Here is a 17014-nt window from a genome sequence, read left to right as displayed (position 1 = left end):
GTGGAGTTTTAATCTGACTTACGTTGATCTAACGGCACCCAGTCAATTACCCACGCTGATTTCATATTTAGACTTGAATCAGAAGTGATTTTTTTACGAGCAGCATCTGCTGTATCACGGTCTTTCGCAGGTCCAACCATAATACGAATACCCTTACTGGTTGGGCTTGTAGTGACCTTATAGCCTTTAGCTCGTAATTTAGAAACAACTGCATCTGCATTGGCTTGGTTAGCAGCCAAAGCGACTTGAACCATCCACTTTTTATCGCCATTTTCAAGCAGTTCACGCGCTTTTTCAGCCTCTGCTTTTTTCTCAGCTTCTGCTTTTCGTTTAGCATCAGAGGCTTTTTTATCAGCTTCTGCTTGTCGTTTGGCTTCAGCAGCTTTCTTGTCTGCTTCTGCTTGTCGTTTCGCTTCTGCAGCCTTTTTATCTGCTTCTGCTTGTCGTTTAGCTTCAGCTACTTTCTTGTCTGCTTCCGCCTGACGTTTTGCTTCAGTTGCTTTTTTGTCTGCTTCAGCTTGACGCTTAGCATCAGCCGCTTTCTTGTCTGCTTCTGCTTGGCGTTTTGCTTCAGCAGCTTTCTTGTCTGCATCTATTTTTGAAGTATCAGTTGTTTTATTCACCGTATTGGTTTGCTGGCTTTTAGCTTTCGCCTCACCCACTAACTCCGGTGGAATATTATCTGAACTTTCTTGAGCCGCTGTACGGCGCGCATTAATCGCAGCGTACTCTGCTGCAGCTTTACGAGCAGCGTCAGCTTCAGCTTGCTGCTGCATTGCTAAGAACTCAGCTGCACGTGCTTCTTGTTCAGCAACGGCTTTTTCACGCGCACGACGCTGTTCTTCTAGCAACCGTTTTTCAGTTTCAACATCAACCGCAAGAGGTTGTAGTTGTACCATTTGCCCTTCAGTTGTCTGTTTTGGTTTAGTTTGAGTTTTTGGCGATGTGGATGCGGAAGGTTGAACTTCAACCTGTTTTATTTCCTCATTTCCTTTTAGGAGTAATGCTGCCAATAAAACACCACCTCCTAGTAAAACAACGCCACCCATCCAGCGTTGTTTGTTATTCATTGACATTCTTCCAAATACTCCCAAATCGCTTCTAAAGTATGAAACGAACCACAGGCCAAAATCAGCTGATTGTTATTTGTTTGCTCAAGCGCTGATTTAAAAGCCTCTTTGATATTGCCATATTGTTGTACTGTCTGGCCTTGTAAGGCATCATTGAGTTGCTGAATCGGTGCAGCACGCGGCACATTCAATTCAGCAATTTTCCAATGTAAAACAGTAGGTTTCAATAAATCGACTACTGATTTTATATCTTTATCTGCCAGCATTGAAAATACTGCGACAACTTCTGTGTACTGTTTATTGTATTCTAAGAAATTTCGCAATTGCTTTAACAAAAATTCAACACCATGTGGATTGTGCCCAGCATCAAAAATGACCGTCTTCCCATCCACTTGACGCTGTTCAAAACGCCCTGCTAAGCGAGCAGATTGAATACCTTTTTCTAATGCTGACTGAGAAATCTCAAGTCCGCTATTTAAAATGGCCGCAACTGCTCCTGCAATATTTTCAATTGCTAATGTACCTAAAGGAAGTTTTAAAGTGGTTCCTTCCGAAGCAAAGTACCAGTTTTGTCCATCTTCTGCGAGCTTATAGAAATAATCACGATTAACGGTATATAACTCTGCTTGTGAACTTTGTGCTTTATCTTGAATTGCTTGCGGTAATTGTTGCTCACCCGCAAAGATAACCGGAATATGTGGACGAATAATGCCTGCTTTTTCAAAAGCAATTTTTTCGATGGTATCGCCTAGCCAATCTGTGTGATCTAGGCCGATATTAGTAATCACTGCAACGTTGGGATCAATCACATTGACGACATCTAAACGCCCGCCCAAACCGACTTCGAGCACCCATACATCACATTGTTGTTGTTTAAAAATAACAAAAGCAGCCAAAGTGGTTGCTTCAAAAAAAGATAAGCTTAAATCACAATCGCGACGAGCCTGATCGACTTGAACAAAAGCATCAATCAGACTTTGATCATCGACTTCGACTCCACCTAATTTGACTCGCTCATTAAAGCGATAGATATGTGGTGACTGATACAACCCAACTTTATAACCCTGTGCGTTTAATATCGCAGCCAGTGTGGTTGTGGTTGAGCCTTTACCATTCGTTCCGGCTACTGTAAAAACTTTAGCATTAGGCTGAGTTACACCCAGCTTTTCTGCAACAGGAATTACACGTTCCAGACCAAGATCTATCCCTGTAACGTGAACATGGCTCCAATAATTGAGCCATGTATCTAAAGAGTCTATTGAAAGTGGAGCTTGTTGGTTCAAGGTAAGTTCATCAATTTCGATACAAGTCGAGATACAGTATCACGTAAAGCGTGACGATGAACAATCTGATCGATTACACCATGATCAAGCAAATATTCAGCACGTTGGAACGGCTCTTCAAGAGTTTCACGTACAGTCTGCTCAATTACACGCTTACCAGCAAAACCAATCATCGCTTTAGGTTCAGCAATATGGATATCACCCAACATTGCTAAAGAAGCTGTTACACCGCCATACACAGGATGTGTTAATACAACGATATATGGTAAGCCAGCATCTTTTAATTTTTGAATCGCAGCAGAAGTACGCGCCATTTGCATAAGCGATAACATACCTTCTTGCATACGTGCGCCGCCAGAAGCTGCGAAACAGATTAATGGCTGACGTTTTTCAATTGCAAGCTCAGCAGCCTGTACAAAACGATCACCTACAACTGTACCCATTGAGCCGCCCATAAAGTCGAACTCAAAAGCACATGCAATCATATCTACGCCATTTAAGTTACCTTGCATCGCAATTAATGCTTCCGTTTCACCAGTTTTGCTTTGCGCTTCACGCATACGATCTGGATACGGTTTAGAGTCAACAAACTTTAATGGATCTTTAGCAGTAAATTCTTGACCCAATTCAGTTACAACATTATCGAAGAACCAGTTCAAGCGGTCACGAGCTTTCATTCGTAAGTGTTCGTCACATTGTGGACAAACATATGCATTGAAAGAAATTGCTGTACGTGTCACTAGTGCATGACATTCAGGACATTCAATCGTTGGCTCAGTAAATGTTGCTTTGAGAATTTGTTGCTCATCTGCGACTTCAATACCTGGAACCGGACGTTTTGTCCATGGTGTCGAAGGGCTAAGAACTTTCCCTGGTTTCACTTCTTGATTCATACTAACTCATCGAGCGCTGCTCGAAGCTCCTTGACTTTACTCACCGTCTGTTCAACAGCGTCATCCGCTGCCAACGTTGCAAAATTTTTAACGAAAGCACTACCTACAATCACGGCGTCAGCAACATTACCCATTGCTTTTGCTGAGTCGGCATCACTAATACCAAAACCAACACCCACTGGAATATTAGTGGCATTTTTGATTTTTTGAATACGCGCAGCAGCTTCTGCCGTATCAAGTGTTGCTGCTCCAGTTACACCCTTAAGTGAAACGTAGTAAATAAAACCACTTGCCTGATTTGTCACATGTTGAATGCGTTGATCTGTAGAGGTTGGCGCAAGTAAGAAAATTTGGTCCATATCATGTTGTTTCAACACAGCACCAAACTCTTTTGACTCTTCTGGTGGTAAATCCACAAGTAATAAGCCATCTACACCACATTGTTTCGCATGAGAAACAAACTTCTCGTAACCAATCACTTCAACCGGATTCAGATAACCCATTAAAACAACAGGTGTTTCCTGATCCTTCTCACGGAACTCTTTTACCATGTTGAGTGCATCCAACGTGTTAGTCCCTGCTGCAAGCGCACGTTCAGCTGCAAGCGCAATTACTGGACCATCAGCCATTGGATCTGAAAATGGTAAACCAAGCTCAATGACATCTACTCCTGCCGCAACCATTTTATGCAGTAACGGAACCGTTACTTGTGGCTGTGGATCACCCGCCATAACATAAGATACAAGCGCTTTACGTTGTTGGGACTTAAGCTTTTCAAAACGGGTGGCAAGACGTGACATAGGGTTGTGCTTTCCTTGAATTATTTAAAATTGAGGAGTTGTTTGTAGAAATACAAGAACATCGCATTTTAACGCTATTTTTTGTCCATTGAACAGGTCTAACGTTATGGCGATATTCGATTGTATGATTCATACAACCCATGGTGTACATTTATCAATATTTTGAAACTTTTCTCAATGATCAAAGCTTCCTATTTTCGAGCCATTATTAGATCGTCAACTGACCAAAAATTAACCGCATAAAGCTTATTTCTCAATATTTTTATTGGCGAGTTGTAATTCCCTTTTGCGCGTAAGTAAAGTTTGTCCTGTCAAATTTTTATGAGCCCGTGCAAGTGCCGACTGATCCGAATATCCCAACTGTTCAGCAATTGTGGTGAGGCTTTCATTTTGGTGAAGTAATATTTCACAGCGTTTCATGCGTTCAGTATCTAAAATTAATTTAAATGAAGTATTTAATGCCTGTAATTGGCGCTGCAAGCTTCTAACAGAAACATTCAGCTCGATGGCAATATCTTCTATTTTGGGCGCTTGCTGCTTATGCTTAAAGTATTCCTGTACGATCCAATGTATTTGCTGAACTAAATCGGCATGTATTTTCCGCTGAACTAAAGCTTCTTCAGCTTGTTTCACCAAAAGTTGCACCAAAGTTGGGTCTGCATGTTGAGGGCGAACATTTAAACTTTCACTTGCAAAAGTTAATGCATAGTAAGGCCGCTCAAATGACAATTTGCACTGAAAGAAACGTTGATAGTGAACCACTGCTCCACGCGCTCGGTGTACGAACTCTACATGCTGTAAAAGAAACTCATGTAAAGGGGCGATCTGTTTAGCAAGCTGTACCATTGCGGCCAAGGTCAGCTCACTTAGTAGAATATTACTGTCATCGACCAAAGGCCAATATAGGCGAATTTTGGAGGCATCCTGTTCAATTTGTATAGGGACAACCTGTGCACCATCAATGACCAAACGATGAAACTTTGCAATATACTCCACCACTTGACCTAAGGTATCACTTCTGGACGCCATATAACCCAAGACCCCAAAGTTGGCAGGGGTAATACAGGCTGCCATCTCTAAAGCCAAATTAGTCACATTTAATCGCGTTTCAGTTATCTCTAAAAGTTCAATAAAAAGGTCTAAAGAAGATTGAGCATCTATAGAAGCAGATAAAATATTTTGGACTTGACGTGTTTGAATTTCACTTAAATTAAGTGTCTGCCAATCTATTCCCTTTTCTTTTAAATACGTATTCCAAAGGTAGAAGTAACCATTTGAGATAGTAAATTCTTGCATGGCGCGTCCTTTTTACTGCCATTTTGTCGCAAACTGTATAAAAATTGGCGATAACTGTCAAAACAAAGCCGACCACTCGCGACATACTAATGAAAAGATTATAGTTGCGAGAAATAAAAGATGAACGCACATGTTTCTTATCAGGTCGAACCAGTAGTTCGTAAAGATCTCGATTTTCATTTAAACGAAGCACCTCGCTTTTGGTTTAACAATGACCCTTTTTTAACTCGTATGTTTGATGCACTCAGCTTAACCTTTCCAGATGGAGAGCGTTACTTCATTGAATGTGTGCGTATGTTCCGCGATAAAATTGATGACCCTGAACTACAAAAACGAGTTGCGGATTTTATTAAACAAGAAGCTCAACACGGTATTGCACATGACAAAATGAATCAGCTCATGAAAGAGCAAGGCATGCCTGTTGACCAGTTCACAACCACCCTTAAAAAGATTTTCCGCTTTGAACTAACAAAACGTTCACCACAATATAATATTGCCATGACCGCTGCCGCTGAACATTTAACAGCGTTAATGGCAGAAACCTTTTATAGCCATAAAAAAACTTTAGAAAACGCTCATCCTTATGTTCGAGCACTGTTTGCTTGGCATGCCATTGAAGAAATGGAGCACCGCGATGTTGCCTTTGATGTCATGAGACAGGTGGGAGAAGTTCCAGAGTCAACACGTCGCTTTGTGCTTGTTTTAACAACCGTACTCATGTTCGGTTTTACGCTTTACCGTACCAATATCATGTTGAAATGTGATGGCTTTAGTCCAAGAGAAAGACTTTTGATGAACCTTAAAGGTTTACCTTGGTTCTTTGGCAAAAATGGCACATTAACAGCTATGAAAAAACAATATATGGATTGGTTTAAAAAAGATTTTCATCCAAGCCAGCATCCTGTTATTCGTCAGTATCCTGTTTGGATTGAAACACTCGAAAAGACAAATGACCCTATTGCAGCGGGTGAAGCATTTTGGCAAGCAGGTTTATAACCTGCTTGTTACCATTTTGCATAATGTTGTTCTAGTAAACCGTATTGTTCTTTGCAATTGATTATATCGGTTGTCTCATGCTCAATCGTGCCGCTAATTTTAGCTTGCCATTGATTGAACTGACTGCCAATCATTCTTAAGTTTATATTTTCATATCGGCACCACCCAATATGCACTTGTAGATTAAGTTTTTGATCTAGAGAACTAATTTGCCAAAGTTCATCATTTACTTTTTCAAATAAAACGTCTGTGAGCGGAAATAAAACTCCGTTAATCCATAGGCAGTTTTCATTACCAAAGCTTTCATTAACACCAGAGGCCAGATTTAACCCAATACGACGCCCCTGTTCATCCCAGAAGTTACATGAGAGCCAGAACCAAGCTGTTTCAGGACGTAAAAATCCGCAAGTATCATCTAGCGATGCAAATGTCTTTTCATCAAATTGTACAACTTGATTTTGCTTATTAATGAACATTCCCTCTACAGCCAAAGTGGTCTGCTTTTGGGTATAGGTCCAACCATTGATGCCTGTTGGTGTACACAAGCTTAAAATATCTGTTCCGGCGCAGAAAATACGAGCGCTCAGACAAATTTCCCCATATTTAGTCACCCGAATGTATCGCACACCATTGGCATGCTGAATATCGAACTGATAAGGCGATTTAGAAAAATAACTTTGATTAAACAAAGGCTGTTCATCAAGATAAGTCTTATGACCTAACGGCTGAATAGCATTCCACTCAATGACTTGCCCTGTTTCATGATCATAGATATAGAAAAACCCGTGTCCAACCCAACCAATATCTGCGATGGCCAGACCAATACTATAATGTTTATGTTGAATGCCACAGAATTTAAACTTCTTATATTTTAATTGTTTGCGCCAGCCTTTTAGGACTTTACCATAAGGAGTTTTATAAATATAACGTTGGACATGAATGGTAGACGGTACAGATTCAAAACGCCCATAACGAGGCTGTCCATTTTCTTGAATTAAATCCATTTACCCACTTCCATATGAATATTAGATTTCAAATGACCTATCCCACAGTCAAATATGTATTTTCCCAAATTGTTGCAGCAAAATCGCCTTTTATTAAATGAATATAACGGCCTGCCACGCAATCTATCGCTAAACAGTCATCAATATCAATGACCCGGTCTGTATGTGCTTTTTGCCACTGCCGATCTATAAATTGTTTACCTAATTGTTTGGCAACTACCGTGTTGGGTGCCACCACAAACTCATAACGATGAAGTTCACCGAATTCACTTGCATTATATCCACCTAGATTAATTAAATATAACTTTAAATCATCTGGTTGTGGAGCAGCATCTGTAAAATGAATTTGATAGTTCTGTCCTTGAGAACTAACTCCTGAGAGCTTAGCCCAAGCATCAATATGTAATCCTTGAGCCTCACCAAACCAAGCTTGTTTAAGTTGAGGATAAACTTCTTCCAAAGTATCTCCTACAGCCATGACCACATCATGAACTTCTGTATTAGCACGTGCATGACGCCCGCCCAACATCACCATAAACAAGCTTGGCATTGTATCCTCTTACATCTCGACCATTTCTACGCCATCAATGCGTGCAACTGTCATTAAGTCTTTATCGCCACGGCCTGAAACAGTCGCAATAATAATCTGATCTTTAGACATCGTCGGTGCAAGCTTAGACACATAGGCCATCGCGTGCGAGCTTTCAAGCGCAGGAATAATCCCTTCGATTTTGGTTAAGTCACGAAAACCTTGAAGAGCCTCTGTATCATTAATCGGCACGTACTCTACACGCTTCATATCTTTCAAGAAGCTATGTTCAGGACCAACACCCGGATAATCAAGGCCCGCCGAGATACTGTGTGTCTCAATAATCTGGCCCTGTTCATCACTCATTAAATAAGTACGGTTACCATGTAATACACCCACATGACCCGCATTTAAAGGCGCAGAGTGTTTACCAGTCTCAATACCAAAACCAGCGGCTTCAACACCATACATTTTTACACTGGCATCGTTTAAGAACGGATAGAACAAGCCCATTGCATTTGAACCACCACCTACACAAGCAACTAATGCATCTGGTAAGCGACCTGCTTGCTCCAAAATCTGTTTACGAGCTTCACGGCCAATAATTGACTGGAAGTCACGAACAAGTTGAGGGTAAGGATGCGGACCTGCAACTGTACCAATCACATAATACGTCGTATCAACGTTGGTTACCCAGTCACGCATTGCTTCATTCATGGCATCTTTCAGCGTTTTAGAACCGCTTTGTACAGGAACAACTGTAGCACCCAACAAACGCATACGATAAACGTTCATCGCTTGACGCTTAACGTCTTCAGCGCCCATATAAACAACACATTCGAGACCTAAACGTGCTGCAATTGTTGCTGTTGCTACACCATGCTGGCCTGCACCAGTTTCGGCAATAATACGTTTTTTACCAGAAAGCTTTGCCAATAACGCCTGACCAATCGTGTTATTTACCTTGTGTGAACCTGTATGGTTTAAGTCTTCACGTTTAAGGTAAATTTGCGCACCACCTAACTCTTTTGACCATCGCTCAGCATAATAAAGTGGACTAGGACGACCTACATAGTAGGCGAGGTCACGGTCGAATTCTGCCAAAAACTGTTCATCATTTTTCATGCGGGAATAGAGATTTTCCAAATCTTCTAATGCCGCCATTAAAGTTTCTGACACAAAACGTCCGCCATGGATACCGAAATGCCCATTTGCATCTGGGAATTGGGTATAGTCAATCACATTATTTTGCTGATCCACGTTGGACTCCTTGCATAAATCGTTCAATGAGTTGTTGGTCTTTTATACCTTTTGCGGACTCTACGCCTCCGCTCACATCTACTGCAAAAGCACCGGTAGTATGAATAGCGTCAATGACATTGTCAGGGGTTAAACCACCTGCCAAGATTAATGGAATATCAAGTTTTGGGAATTTAGACCAGTCAAACTGATGTCCTGTGCCCCCTTTGAGCTCAGGATGCCACGCATCGAGCAATACAGCACTGGCACCAGCTGCCTGATATTTTTGAATTTCAGCAACTACATCCAAATCAGGTTTAACCTGAATCGCTTTATACCAGCGACGTTTACAATGGCGAGCAATTTCCTGACATTGTTCTGGAGTTTCATCGCCATGTAGTTGTAATACATCTAGGGGAACACAATCAAGTACATCCTGAATTTCAGTAACACTCGCGTTTACAAACAAACCCACCATTTGTACATAAGGCGGAACGAGTTTTGCTAACTCTTCTGCCTGTTCAACTGTTACATGTCTTGGGCTTGGCGGAAAAAAAACAAAACCAATCGCATCTGCTCCAGCAGCAACAACTGCCTGAACATCTTGAGTACGAGTAATTCCACAGATTTTTGCTCGTGTACGTTTTTGGTTTGATTGGCTCATGATCTGCCTAAACTACAACCATTTCTTAAAATAAGCGCCATTGTAATGCAATTTTTGTCCCTTGCGTAAAAGTTCTCTGGGAATTGCTCCAAATGACATTGTATGAAGTAAATCGCCACTTTATACTGCGTAAAATTGGAAGCAAGTGTAAGCAATTCATGCTTTAGGGAAGCTGGTGAAAGTCCGGCACTGCCCCCGCAACGGTAACAATGTAAAGCATATTTTTTAAGTCGTTCTCGACTTACACCACTGCAGTAATGTGGGAAGGTGAATATGTCCATAAATTAAATATGGCGCTGAAGTCCGGAGACCTACTTGTTTCATCTATCTACCCGATCATTCACGTGGGGTGAATGTATGGAGCATGTTATGTCTAAGTCTTTTCAACCTACTCGTCTAGTATGGGCTATCGCTATTGCGATGGGGTTTTCATCTGTTATTTTTGCTGAAGATACAACAAACGCAACTCAGCTCGATCCAATTGTGGTAACTGCTTCAAAAAGTGCTGAAAAAGCAAGTGAAGTTCCGGCGCGTATTTCTGTAATCTCTAAACATGAAATTGAAAAAAACCCTGTTTTAAATTTATCTGATGTATTACAAAAAGATGCATCTATTTATATAAAGCAATCTGGTGGCGTTGGTCAGCTCACAGACCTATCTTTACGCGGTGGGCAAACGGGTTCGACATTATTATTGAAAAATGGCGCTCGCTTAAATACTCAAAATGGCTTAGGTCCTGTTTTACCTGAATTTATTAACCTATCAGATGTAGACCAAATCGAAATTTTAAAAGGCCCAGCATCTGTTCAATATGGTTCAGATGCTATTAGTGGCGTAGTACAACTAATTTCAAATAATCCAACAAAATCTGGAGCAAGTTTAACAGGTGTGTATGGTGAAAACCGTACTTATAAGACACTTGTAAATGCAGATTATGTAGATGACAGTGGTTTTTACGCAAGTATCGGTGGTCAACGGATGGAGACTGATGGTACTAGTATTATCAATATACAAGATAAAAGTGAAAAAGCAGCATTTGACCAAAAAGGATATAATGCAAAAGTTGGTTATAGTAATGATGTAATTAACACAAGCTTAGCAATTGACCAAAATCAAGGTACGAATAACTATACTACGAACTATTCAACGAATAATGCAAAACGTAATTTTGAAAATCGTCTAGTAAATTGGTTGGCTAGTTATAAGGCTTCTTCTGATTTGGTCTTAAACGCACGTTATTCTCACTATCTTGATAAAACCGAACAAGTAGTTTATCAAAGCCACTTTAATACGACCTCTGATGAAGGGGACATAAATGCCAAATGGAATTTTGTACCAAATCAGAATATTTTAGGGGGTGTTACATACAATAGATCAAAATATGATGCTAGCTCATCTCCTGAAGCGGTAAGAGATATCAGTTCTACAGGCTATTATTTACAACATCAATATAACAATAATGGTATTCACACTCAGGTTGGTGTTCGAGTTGAAGATAATGATTGGTTTGGTACCCATACTGTTGGACAAGCTGCTATTCGTTATCAAATCTCGCCTCTAACAAGTATCTACACTAACATTGGTACTGCATTCAAAGCACCAACTCTTGAACATCTATATGGCTCTTACGGCTATGATTTTTATAGTAATCCTGATCTAAAACCTGAAGAAAGCAAGTCATATGAAATTGGTATAGATCAGAAATTTAATTATGGCATTTCTGCCTATCTTTCTGGCTACTATACAGATGTTAAAAATTTAATTAGTTATGGTGCTATAAATGGTAAAACAACATATATCAACTCAAATAAAGCTGATATGAAAGGTGGTGAAATCGGTTTCAAGTGGTCTAAGGAGAATATCTTTGTTAATGCTGAATACGCTTATGTAGAAGCTAGAGATAAAGATAAAGACATAGATGCCCCTTATCGTCCCCGTCAAACATATACTTTAACTGCAGGCTATGATGATGGTATTTATGGGGTGAATGCTTCTCTAGTCTCACGTTCTAAAGCAAACGCACAAAATATTGAAAACTCAGTTAAAGTTCCAGGTTATGCAACTATTGATTTAAATGCTTTTTGGAATATGAATCCAAATATCAAGTTATTTACAAACATCCAGAATATTGGTGATGTACGTTATAACACTGCATATAATGCTCAATCGTCATTCTCTCCGGAATACTGGTATATCAACGGTGGTCGCCAAGCTTCTGTTGGCGTAACTTTCCGTTATTAATTTTTCACCCTCATTATAAAAATATTTTCTTAACTCCAGTTTCGGGGTAATGTTCTGACCGACATTATCCCTTTTTTATGTTCAGGATATCCATCATGGGACACCGTTTAAGCAAAATCTATACACGCACAGGCGATTCAGGTACCACAGGTTTAGGCGATGGTTCTCGTGTTGCCAAGGATGATTTACGAATTACGGCACTTGGTGATGTTGATGAACTCAACGCCATTATTGGGGTACTTCGTGCTCAAATCACAGCTAGTCAAGTAACTAATAAGGCTGATTGGGATAAAAGCTTAAGTCTGATTCAACATTGGCTTTTTGATTTAGGTGGAGAGGTTTGTATTCCAAATTACAATCTACTCCAGCCCGTTTGTATTGAATTTCTTGAAAAAGAAATTGACCGTATGAATGAAGACTTACCGATGCTTAAGGAGTTTATTCTACCATCTGGTTCTTTATCTTGTAGCTATGCTCATCAAGCTCGTGCCGTTTGTCGTCGTGCAGAGCGATCACTCATGTCGGTGCAAACTCGTGATCAAAATATTCAAGCTACAGCACTTCAACTTTTAAACCGTCTATCTGATTGGCTATTTGTCGCATCGCGTGCTTTACAGCGTGCCGAAGGCGGACAAGAAGTACTTTGGCAAAAAAATATTAATGAGATTATTTAAAAATAGATTAGATTAAACATGGTCTCTGCTCTTTTTAAAGAGACCATAATCAAAAGATTTCATAGAAGAAAATTATGCGCATTATTGGTCACCGTGGTGCACGCCGAGAAGCTCCTGAAAACACGTTAGGTGGGTTTCAGCACATAAAAGACTTAGGTATTCGTGGTGTCGAATTTGATATTCGTCAGCTTCAAGACCAAGAGTTAGTTGTTATTCATGATGACAGTTTTTTACGTACATCTGGAGTCGATCAAGTTGTAGAGCAGTCGACTTTGGCTCAAGCGTTGTCATTCGATCATCGTCAAAGCTGGCCCAATTGGCCAACTTCTGAACCAACACCGACCCTTACAGGTGTTTTAAACTTACTTGATAATTTCGATCATATTGAAGTTGAGGTTAAAGCTGTAAGAGATATGGCGTTAGCCGAACAACTCGTTCAAAAGCTTGAGATGGAATTACAGGGCTTTGAGAAAGTCGTAACCATCACAAGTTTTGATCTTCAAATTCTAACTGCTTTACGCGATATAAACTCTCAATTTAAACGCGGATTGTTAGTTGAGCTTCCAGTTGGGGCAACGGCAATTAAACTCGCGCATCAATATGGTTGCGGTCATATTGGTTGGCACGACCAGCTTGCAACAGATGAAATGATTCAATTGTCACATCAAGCTGATTTGAACATCAGTGTCTGGACAGTAAATGATGTAGAAAGAGCAAAAAGGCTGCGTGATTTAGAGGTTCAGGGCTTAATTACAGATATTCCAACCACGATGTTACAAGCCCTATAAATATAAAAAAGGTGGTAAAAACCACCTTTTATTTCTTTTGTGCCTGAATGAGGCGCTGACCACTCTGGTCAAGTAGATATAGCGTATTACCTACGAGTTGAAAGCGTTGAATACGTTGCAAAGCATCTACCAGCTCTGCTTCTTGAGCCAAAGCACCATCACAGCTTGTATGACCTGCATTTACTTGCATATCAAGTTTTTGCTGACTGAAATTAAAGGTATAACGACCAAAAACAGCATTACAGCCAGTATGGCCCGATACTGTTTTGACTGCTGAGTTCAGTGAAAGAGTTGGCCATTGGTTAAAGAATTTTGCCTTATGACCACTGATCTGAGTGATCTGCCAATCAATATCTTGAATGCCATCTGGACTCACTCTCTTTTTTACAACAGGTGCTTGAGTCTGATGAGCTGTTCTTTTTGTTTGAACTTTTTTCGTACTTTGTTCGGGTGCACTTTGACATGCGGCTAATACAAGACTGATTGTGACCAAGACACATTTCAATGATAATTTTCTTGCAATATCAATGCTGTTCTTTTTTTTCAATCGTTGTACGTTCATTAAACAACTTCTCCTGCTTGAAAAACTCTTTGACATAGTTTAATTCTGTTACGGTTCTTTCAATACATCTGTACAATAATGCTAGTGATTCTCACTAAGCACGTGCTAATATGAAGGATAGAATAGCAATATATCTTGATGATTGGTTTTGCTATGTCGTTTTGTCTTTGTACCTTGTTTCACAAGGATTCTAGGAGCGCTGCCGGATATGACTTCCGCCCCACTCAAAGCCCCAATTAACTGGACCGCTAGCATTACCTTAATTGGTTTACCAATTCTTGCCGCAATAATAATCCCGATTTATGCGTATTATTATGATTTTAGTGTAAGCGCATGGGTAAGCTTATTTTTTCTTTTAGCTCTAAGTAGTATGGGGATTACTGCTGGTTACCATCGCCTTTGGGCTCACCGAGCTTATGAAGCGTCGTTACCGCTTAAAATTCTTTTAATGATCGGTGGAACATTTGCCGTGCAAAATAGTATTTTGTTCTGGGCATCTGGTCACCGTACTCACCATCGACATGTTGATGATGTTGATGAAGATCCATATTCAATTGAGCGTGGTTTTTGGTATGCGCATATGGGTTGGATGATCCGTGATCATTCACCATCTGAGCCAGACTTTAAAAATGCACCAGACCTACTCAATGATAAATTGGTCATGTTCCAGCATAAATACTATGGTTTACTCGTAGTTGCTGTTCATGTTGGTATTTTAGGCTTAATCGGTTGGGCAACTGGCGACCTATGGGGTGTAGTACTCTTGGGTGGTCTAGTACGTTTAATCATTAGCCATCAAGTTACATTCTTTATTAACTCACTTTGTCATATGTTTGGTAAACGTCCTTATACAGACGAAAACTCAGCACGTGATAATTTCTGGTTAGCCATTGCCACTTGGGGCGAGGGTTACCACAACTATCACCATATCTTCCAATACGACTATCGTAATGGTGTGAAATGGTGGCAATATGACCCAACTAAATGGTTGATCTGGTCATGTTCTAAAATTGGTTTAGCTAAAAATTTACGTCGTATTCCAAGCTTTAATATTAAGAAAGCAGAACTGGCGATGAAATTTAAATACGCTGAACAAGACCTCGCTATTTATGGTCATGATGTAAATGCAGACATTACTCAAATGAAGCAACGTATTGCACAAGAGTACGAAGCATTTACACACACCTTAAATGATTGGGCAAAACTTAAAGAACAAGAGTTACAAGCTAAAAAAGCAGCAATGGCTGAAAAGATTCATAGAATGGATCATAAGCTTAAAGTTGATTTTCAATTGCTTGAACATCGTCTAAGTCATCACCGTGAATGCTTAGAAACACTCATGCGTAGTGTTAAAAAGAATACCAATGTGGTGTCAGACTAAAATAAATTCTGAACTAAAATAGCTCTTTCGGGAGCTATTTTTATGCCTGCTTTTTAACTATGGTATAGTGAAATCTGCTCTTTCTATTTTGCTAAGCCTATGCAGTTTAATCCGCTCTACCCTTCACTTCCGTCTAAATTATTTCATGTTCAGCAGCCATCACCTTTACGTGGTGCAAAAGTAGGACATTTTAACAGTGCTTTGGCTGATGAACTACAATGGTCAGAAGACGATAAAAATGCATGGGTTGAGATCTGTAGTGGACAGCGTACATTCCCTGAATTTCCACCTTTGGCAATGGTCTATGCGGGTCACCAATTCGGACAATGGGCAGGACAACTCGGAGATGGGCGTGGCTTACTGATTGCGCAAATACTCAATACAAAGGGTCAAACCATCGATCTACACCTCAAAGGTGCAGGCCCTACCCCTTATTCAAGAATGGGGGATGGACGAGCAGTATTACGCTCTGTGGTACGTGAATATTTAGCCGGACATGCTTTAAATGCTTTAGGCGTCGCATCTAGTCATGCAGTCGGTTTCACAACCTCGACTCAAGGCGTACAGCGTGAAAAATTAGAGTTAGGCGCAATGCTACTCAGAACATCTGAATGCCATATTCGTTTAGGGCACTTTGAATGGATTAATCAATATGCTCCTGAATTGCTGTCAGAATTCACTCAAAAATGTATTGAATGGCATTATCCAGAATGCCTAGAAACCGAAAATCCAACTTTATCTTTTGCCAAAAAGGTGGTTGAGCGTACTGCGATCATGATTGCAAAATGGCAATTGGTTGGGTTTGCTCATGGTGTGATGAATACTGATAACTTAAATATTACCGGCTCAACACTCGATTTTGGGCCATATGGTTTTATGGAGCGATTCCGCCCCAACTGGATCAACAATCACTCAGATTACCAAGGTCGTTATACTTATCAAAATCAACCGAGTATAGGCCATTGGAACTTATGGACGTGGTTAAATAACTTAATCCCTCTCGCTGAACCTGAGCAAAAAGATGAGTTCAAAGAAGAGTTAGCACGTTGCTTAGAACAATTTGAACCAATCTTTTTAGAACACTATGGACAAGGTTTATGTCAAAAAATGGGTCTTCCTCATTTCCATAAAGACAGCCTTGATTGTAGTTTTGCGTTTTTAAGAATCTTACAAACTGAAAAACTCGATTACACTCAAAGTTTTATTCGTCTTCAAAATAAAGAATACAAAGCTTTACGAGATGACTGTCTTGATATTAGACAGTTTGATGAGTTTCTTAGCCAATATGAAAGCATTCGTGAACATCAAGATACTGATGAGCTGGATGCCAATATGCAAAAAGCAAATCCAGTTTATGTTTTACGGAACCACATGGCGCAGCGCGCTATTGAAGCAGCTGAACGCGATGATTTTAGTGAAGTAGATCGTTTATTTAAACTACTTAATCATCCTTACACAAGACAACCAGAGCTTGAGCAACCACAAGATTTAGGGCCGTTACCAAGTGATGTTCCAGATGTAGCAGTAAGCTGTTCATCTTAATATTAAAAAACTAAACTCTCTTAAGTCATTCTTAACACTTAAGAGAGTTCAT

General features: G+C 40.1%; 16 protein-coding genes and 1 riboswitch. Of the genes, 6 read left to right on the top strand and 10 right to left on the bottom strand.

The window, feature by feature from the left end:
- Positions 1-8: 8 nt before the first annotated feature.
- The 5 genes from ACXM0J_RS11075 to ACXM0J_RS11055 all read right to left on the bottom strand — a co-directional run bounded on the left by ACXM0J_RS11075 (position 9) and on the right by ACXM0J_RS11055 (position 5342).
- A complete protein-coding gene (locus ACXM0J_RS11075) occupies positions 9-1076 on the bottom strand; it encodes an SPOR domain-containing protein (RefSeq protein WP_086265213.1) in 1068 nt (355 codons plus the stop codon).
- Entirely contained in the window at positions 1067-2353 is a 1287-nt protein-coding gene (folC, locus tag ACXM0J_RS11070; protein WP_086265214.1) for a bifunctional tetrahydrofolate synthase/dihydrofolate synthase, read from the bottom strand. The genes ACXM0J_RS11075 and folC overlap by 10 nt, the downstream gene beginning before the upstream one ends.
- Positions 2350-3246 (bottom strand): acetyl-CoA carboxylase, carboxyltransferase subunit beta, encoded by an 897-nt coding sequence (accD, locus tag ACXM0J_RS11065; protein WP_086265215.1) that lies wholly within the window; start codon positions 3244-3246, stop codon positions 2350-2352. Before accD ends, folC begins: the two co-directional genes overlap by 4 nt.
- Positions 3243-4046 (bottom strand): tryptophan synthase subunit alpha, encoded by an 804-nt coding sequence (trpA, locus tag ACXM0J_RS11060; RefSeq protein ID WP_086265216.1) that lies wholly within the window; start codon positions 4044-4046, stop codon positions 3243-3245. The genes accD and trpA overlap by 4 nt, the downstream gene beginning before the upstream one ends.
- Positions 4047-4292: 246 nt before the next feature.
- Complete coding sequence (locus ACXM0J_RS11055) at positions 4293-5342, bottom strand: AraC family transcriptional regulator (RefSeq protein ID WP_086265217.1); 1050 nt, start codon at positions 5340-5342, stop codon at positions 4293-4295.
- Positions 5343-5462: 120 nt separating this feature from the next.
- Between ACXM0J_RS11055 and ACXM0J_RS11050 the strand changes: the two genes are divergently transcribed.
- Positions 5463-6338: a metal-dependent hydrolase gene (locus ACXM0J_RS11050; RefSeq protein WP_000991230.1), complete on the top strand. Its 876-nt coding sequence runs from the start codon at positions 5463-5465 to the stop codon at positions 6336-6338.
- A gap of 8 nt (positions 6339-6346) precedes the next feature.
- On the opposite strand, the gene ACXM0J_RS11045 is transcribed toward ACXM0J_RS11050, so the two are convergent.
- Genes ACXM0J_RS11045 through ACXM0J_RS11030 form a run of 4 tightly spaced genes read right to left on the bottom strand, consistent with a single transcriptional unit; the run spans position 6347 to position 9774 of the window.
- Positions 6347-7342 carry a DUF2804 domain-containing protein gene (locus ACXM0J_RS11045; RefSeq protein ID WP_000364279.1) on the bottom strand — a complete coding sequence of 332 codons (996 nt, stop codon included), beginning with the start codon at positions 7340-7342 and terminating at the stop codon, positions 6347-6349.
- A 37-nt stretch (positions 7343-7379) separates the two neighbouring features.
- A complete protein-coding gene (locus ACXM0J_RS11040) occupies positions 7380-7892 on the bottom strand; it encodes a DUF1543 domain-containing protein (protein WP_001139544.1) in 513 nt (170 codons plus the stop codon).
- Positions 7893-7901: 9 nt separating this feature from the next.
- Positions 7902-9131 carry a tryptophan synthase subunit beta gene (gene trpB, locus ACXM0J_RS11035; protein ID WP_000372737.1) on the bottom strand — a complete coding sequence of 410 codons (1230 nt, stop codon included), beginning with the start codon at positions 9129-9131 and terminating at the stop codon, positions 7902-7904.
- Positions 9115-9774, bottom strand: coding sequence for a phosphoribosylanthranilate isomerase (locus ACXM0J_RS11030; RefSeq protein WP_032000966.1), 660 nt, complete (start codon positions 9772-9774; stop codon positions 9115-9117). The genes trpB and ACXM0J_RS11030 overlap by 17 nt, the downstream gene beginning before the upstream one ends.
- Before the next feature lie 126 nt (positions 9775-9900).
- A riboswitch (cobalamin riboswitch) is annotated at positions 9901-10107 on the top strand.
- A 36-nt stretch (positions 10108-10143) separates the two neighbouring features.
- On the opposite strand from ACXM0J_RS11030, the gene ACXM0J_RS11025 reads away from it, so the two are divergent.
- From ACXM0J_RS11025 to ACXM0J_RS11015, 3 genes are all read left to right on the top strand, one after another.
- A complete protein-coding gene (locus ACXM0J_RS11025; RefSeq protein WP_086265248.1) occupies positions 10144-12015 on the top strand; it encodes a TonB-dependent receptor plug domain-containing protein in 1872 nt (623 codons plus the stop codon).
- 95 nt (positions 12016-12110) lie between these two features.
- A complete protein-coding gene (locus ACXM0J_RS11020) occupies positions 12111-12689 on the top strand; it encodes a cob(I)yrinic acid a,c-diamide adenosyltransferase (RefSeq protein WP_002116384.1) in 579 nt (192 codons plus the stop codon).
- Positions 12690-12763: 74 nt separating this feature from the next.
- A complete protein-coding gene (locus ACXM0J_RS11015) occupies positions 12764-13477 on the top strand; it encodes a glycerophosphodiester phosphodiesterase (protein ID WP_086265218.1) in 714 nt (237 codons plus the stop codon).
- 28 nt (positions 13478-13505) lie between these two features.
- On the opposite strand, the gene ACXM0J_RS11010 is transcribed toward ACXM0J_RS11015, so the two are convergent.
- Positions 13506-14039, bottom strand: coding sequence for an META domain-containing protein (locus tag ACXM0J_RS11010; protein WP_139841474.1), 534 nt, complete (start codon positions 14037-14039; stop codon positions 13506-13508).
- A 208-nt stretch (positions 14040-14247) separates the two neighbouring features.
- Between ACXM0J_RS11010 and ACXM0J_RS11005 the strand changes: the two genes are divergently transcribed.
- Positions 14248-15420, top strand: a complete 1173-nt coding sequence (locus tag ACXM0J_RS11005; RefSeq protein ID WP_016143072.1) for an acyl-CoA desaturase — start codon at positions 14248-14250, stop codon at positions 15418-15420.
- 99 nt (positions 15421-15519) lie between these two features.
- A complete protein-coding gene (locus tag ACXM0J_RS11000; RefSeq protein WP_086265219.1) occupies positions 15520-16962 on the top strand; it encodes a protein adenylyltransferase SelO in 1443 nt (480 codons plus the stop codon).
- Positions 16963-17014: the final 52 nt, after the last annotated feature.

It is taken from the genome of Acinetobacter sp. GRABPA_MV_2, assembly GCF_056725885.1.
This window is presented reverse-complemented; position numbering and strand designations above follow the sequence as displayed.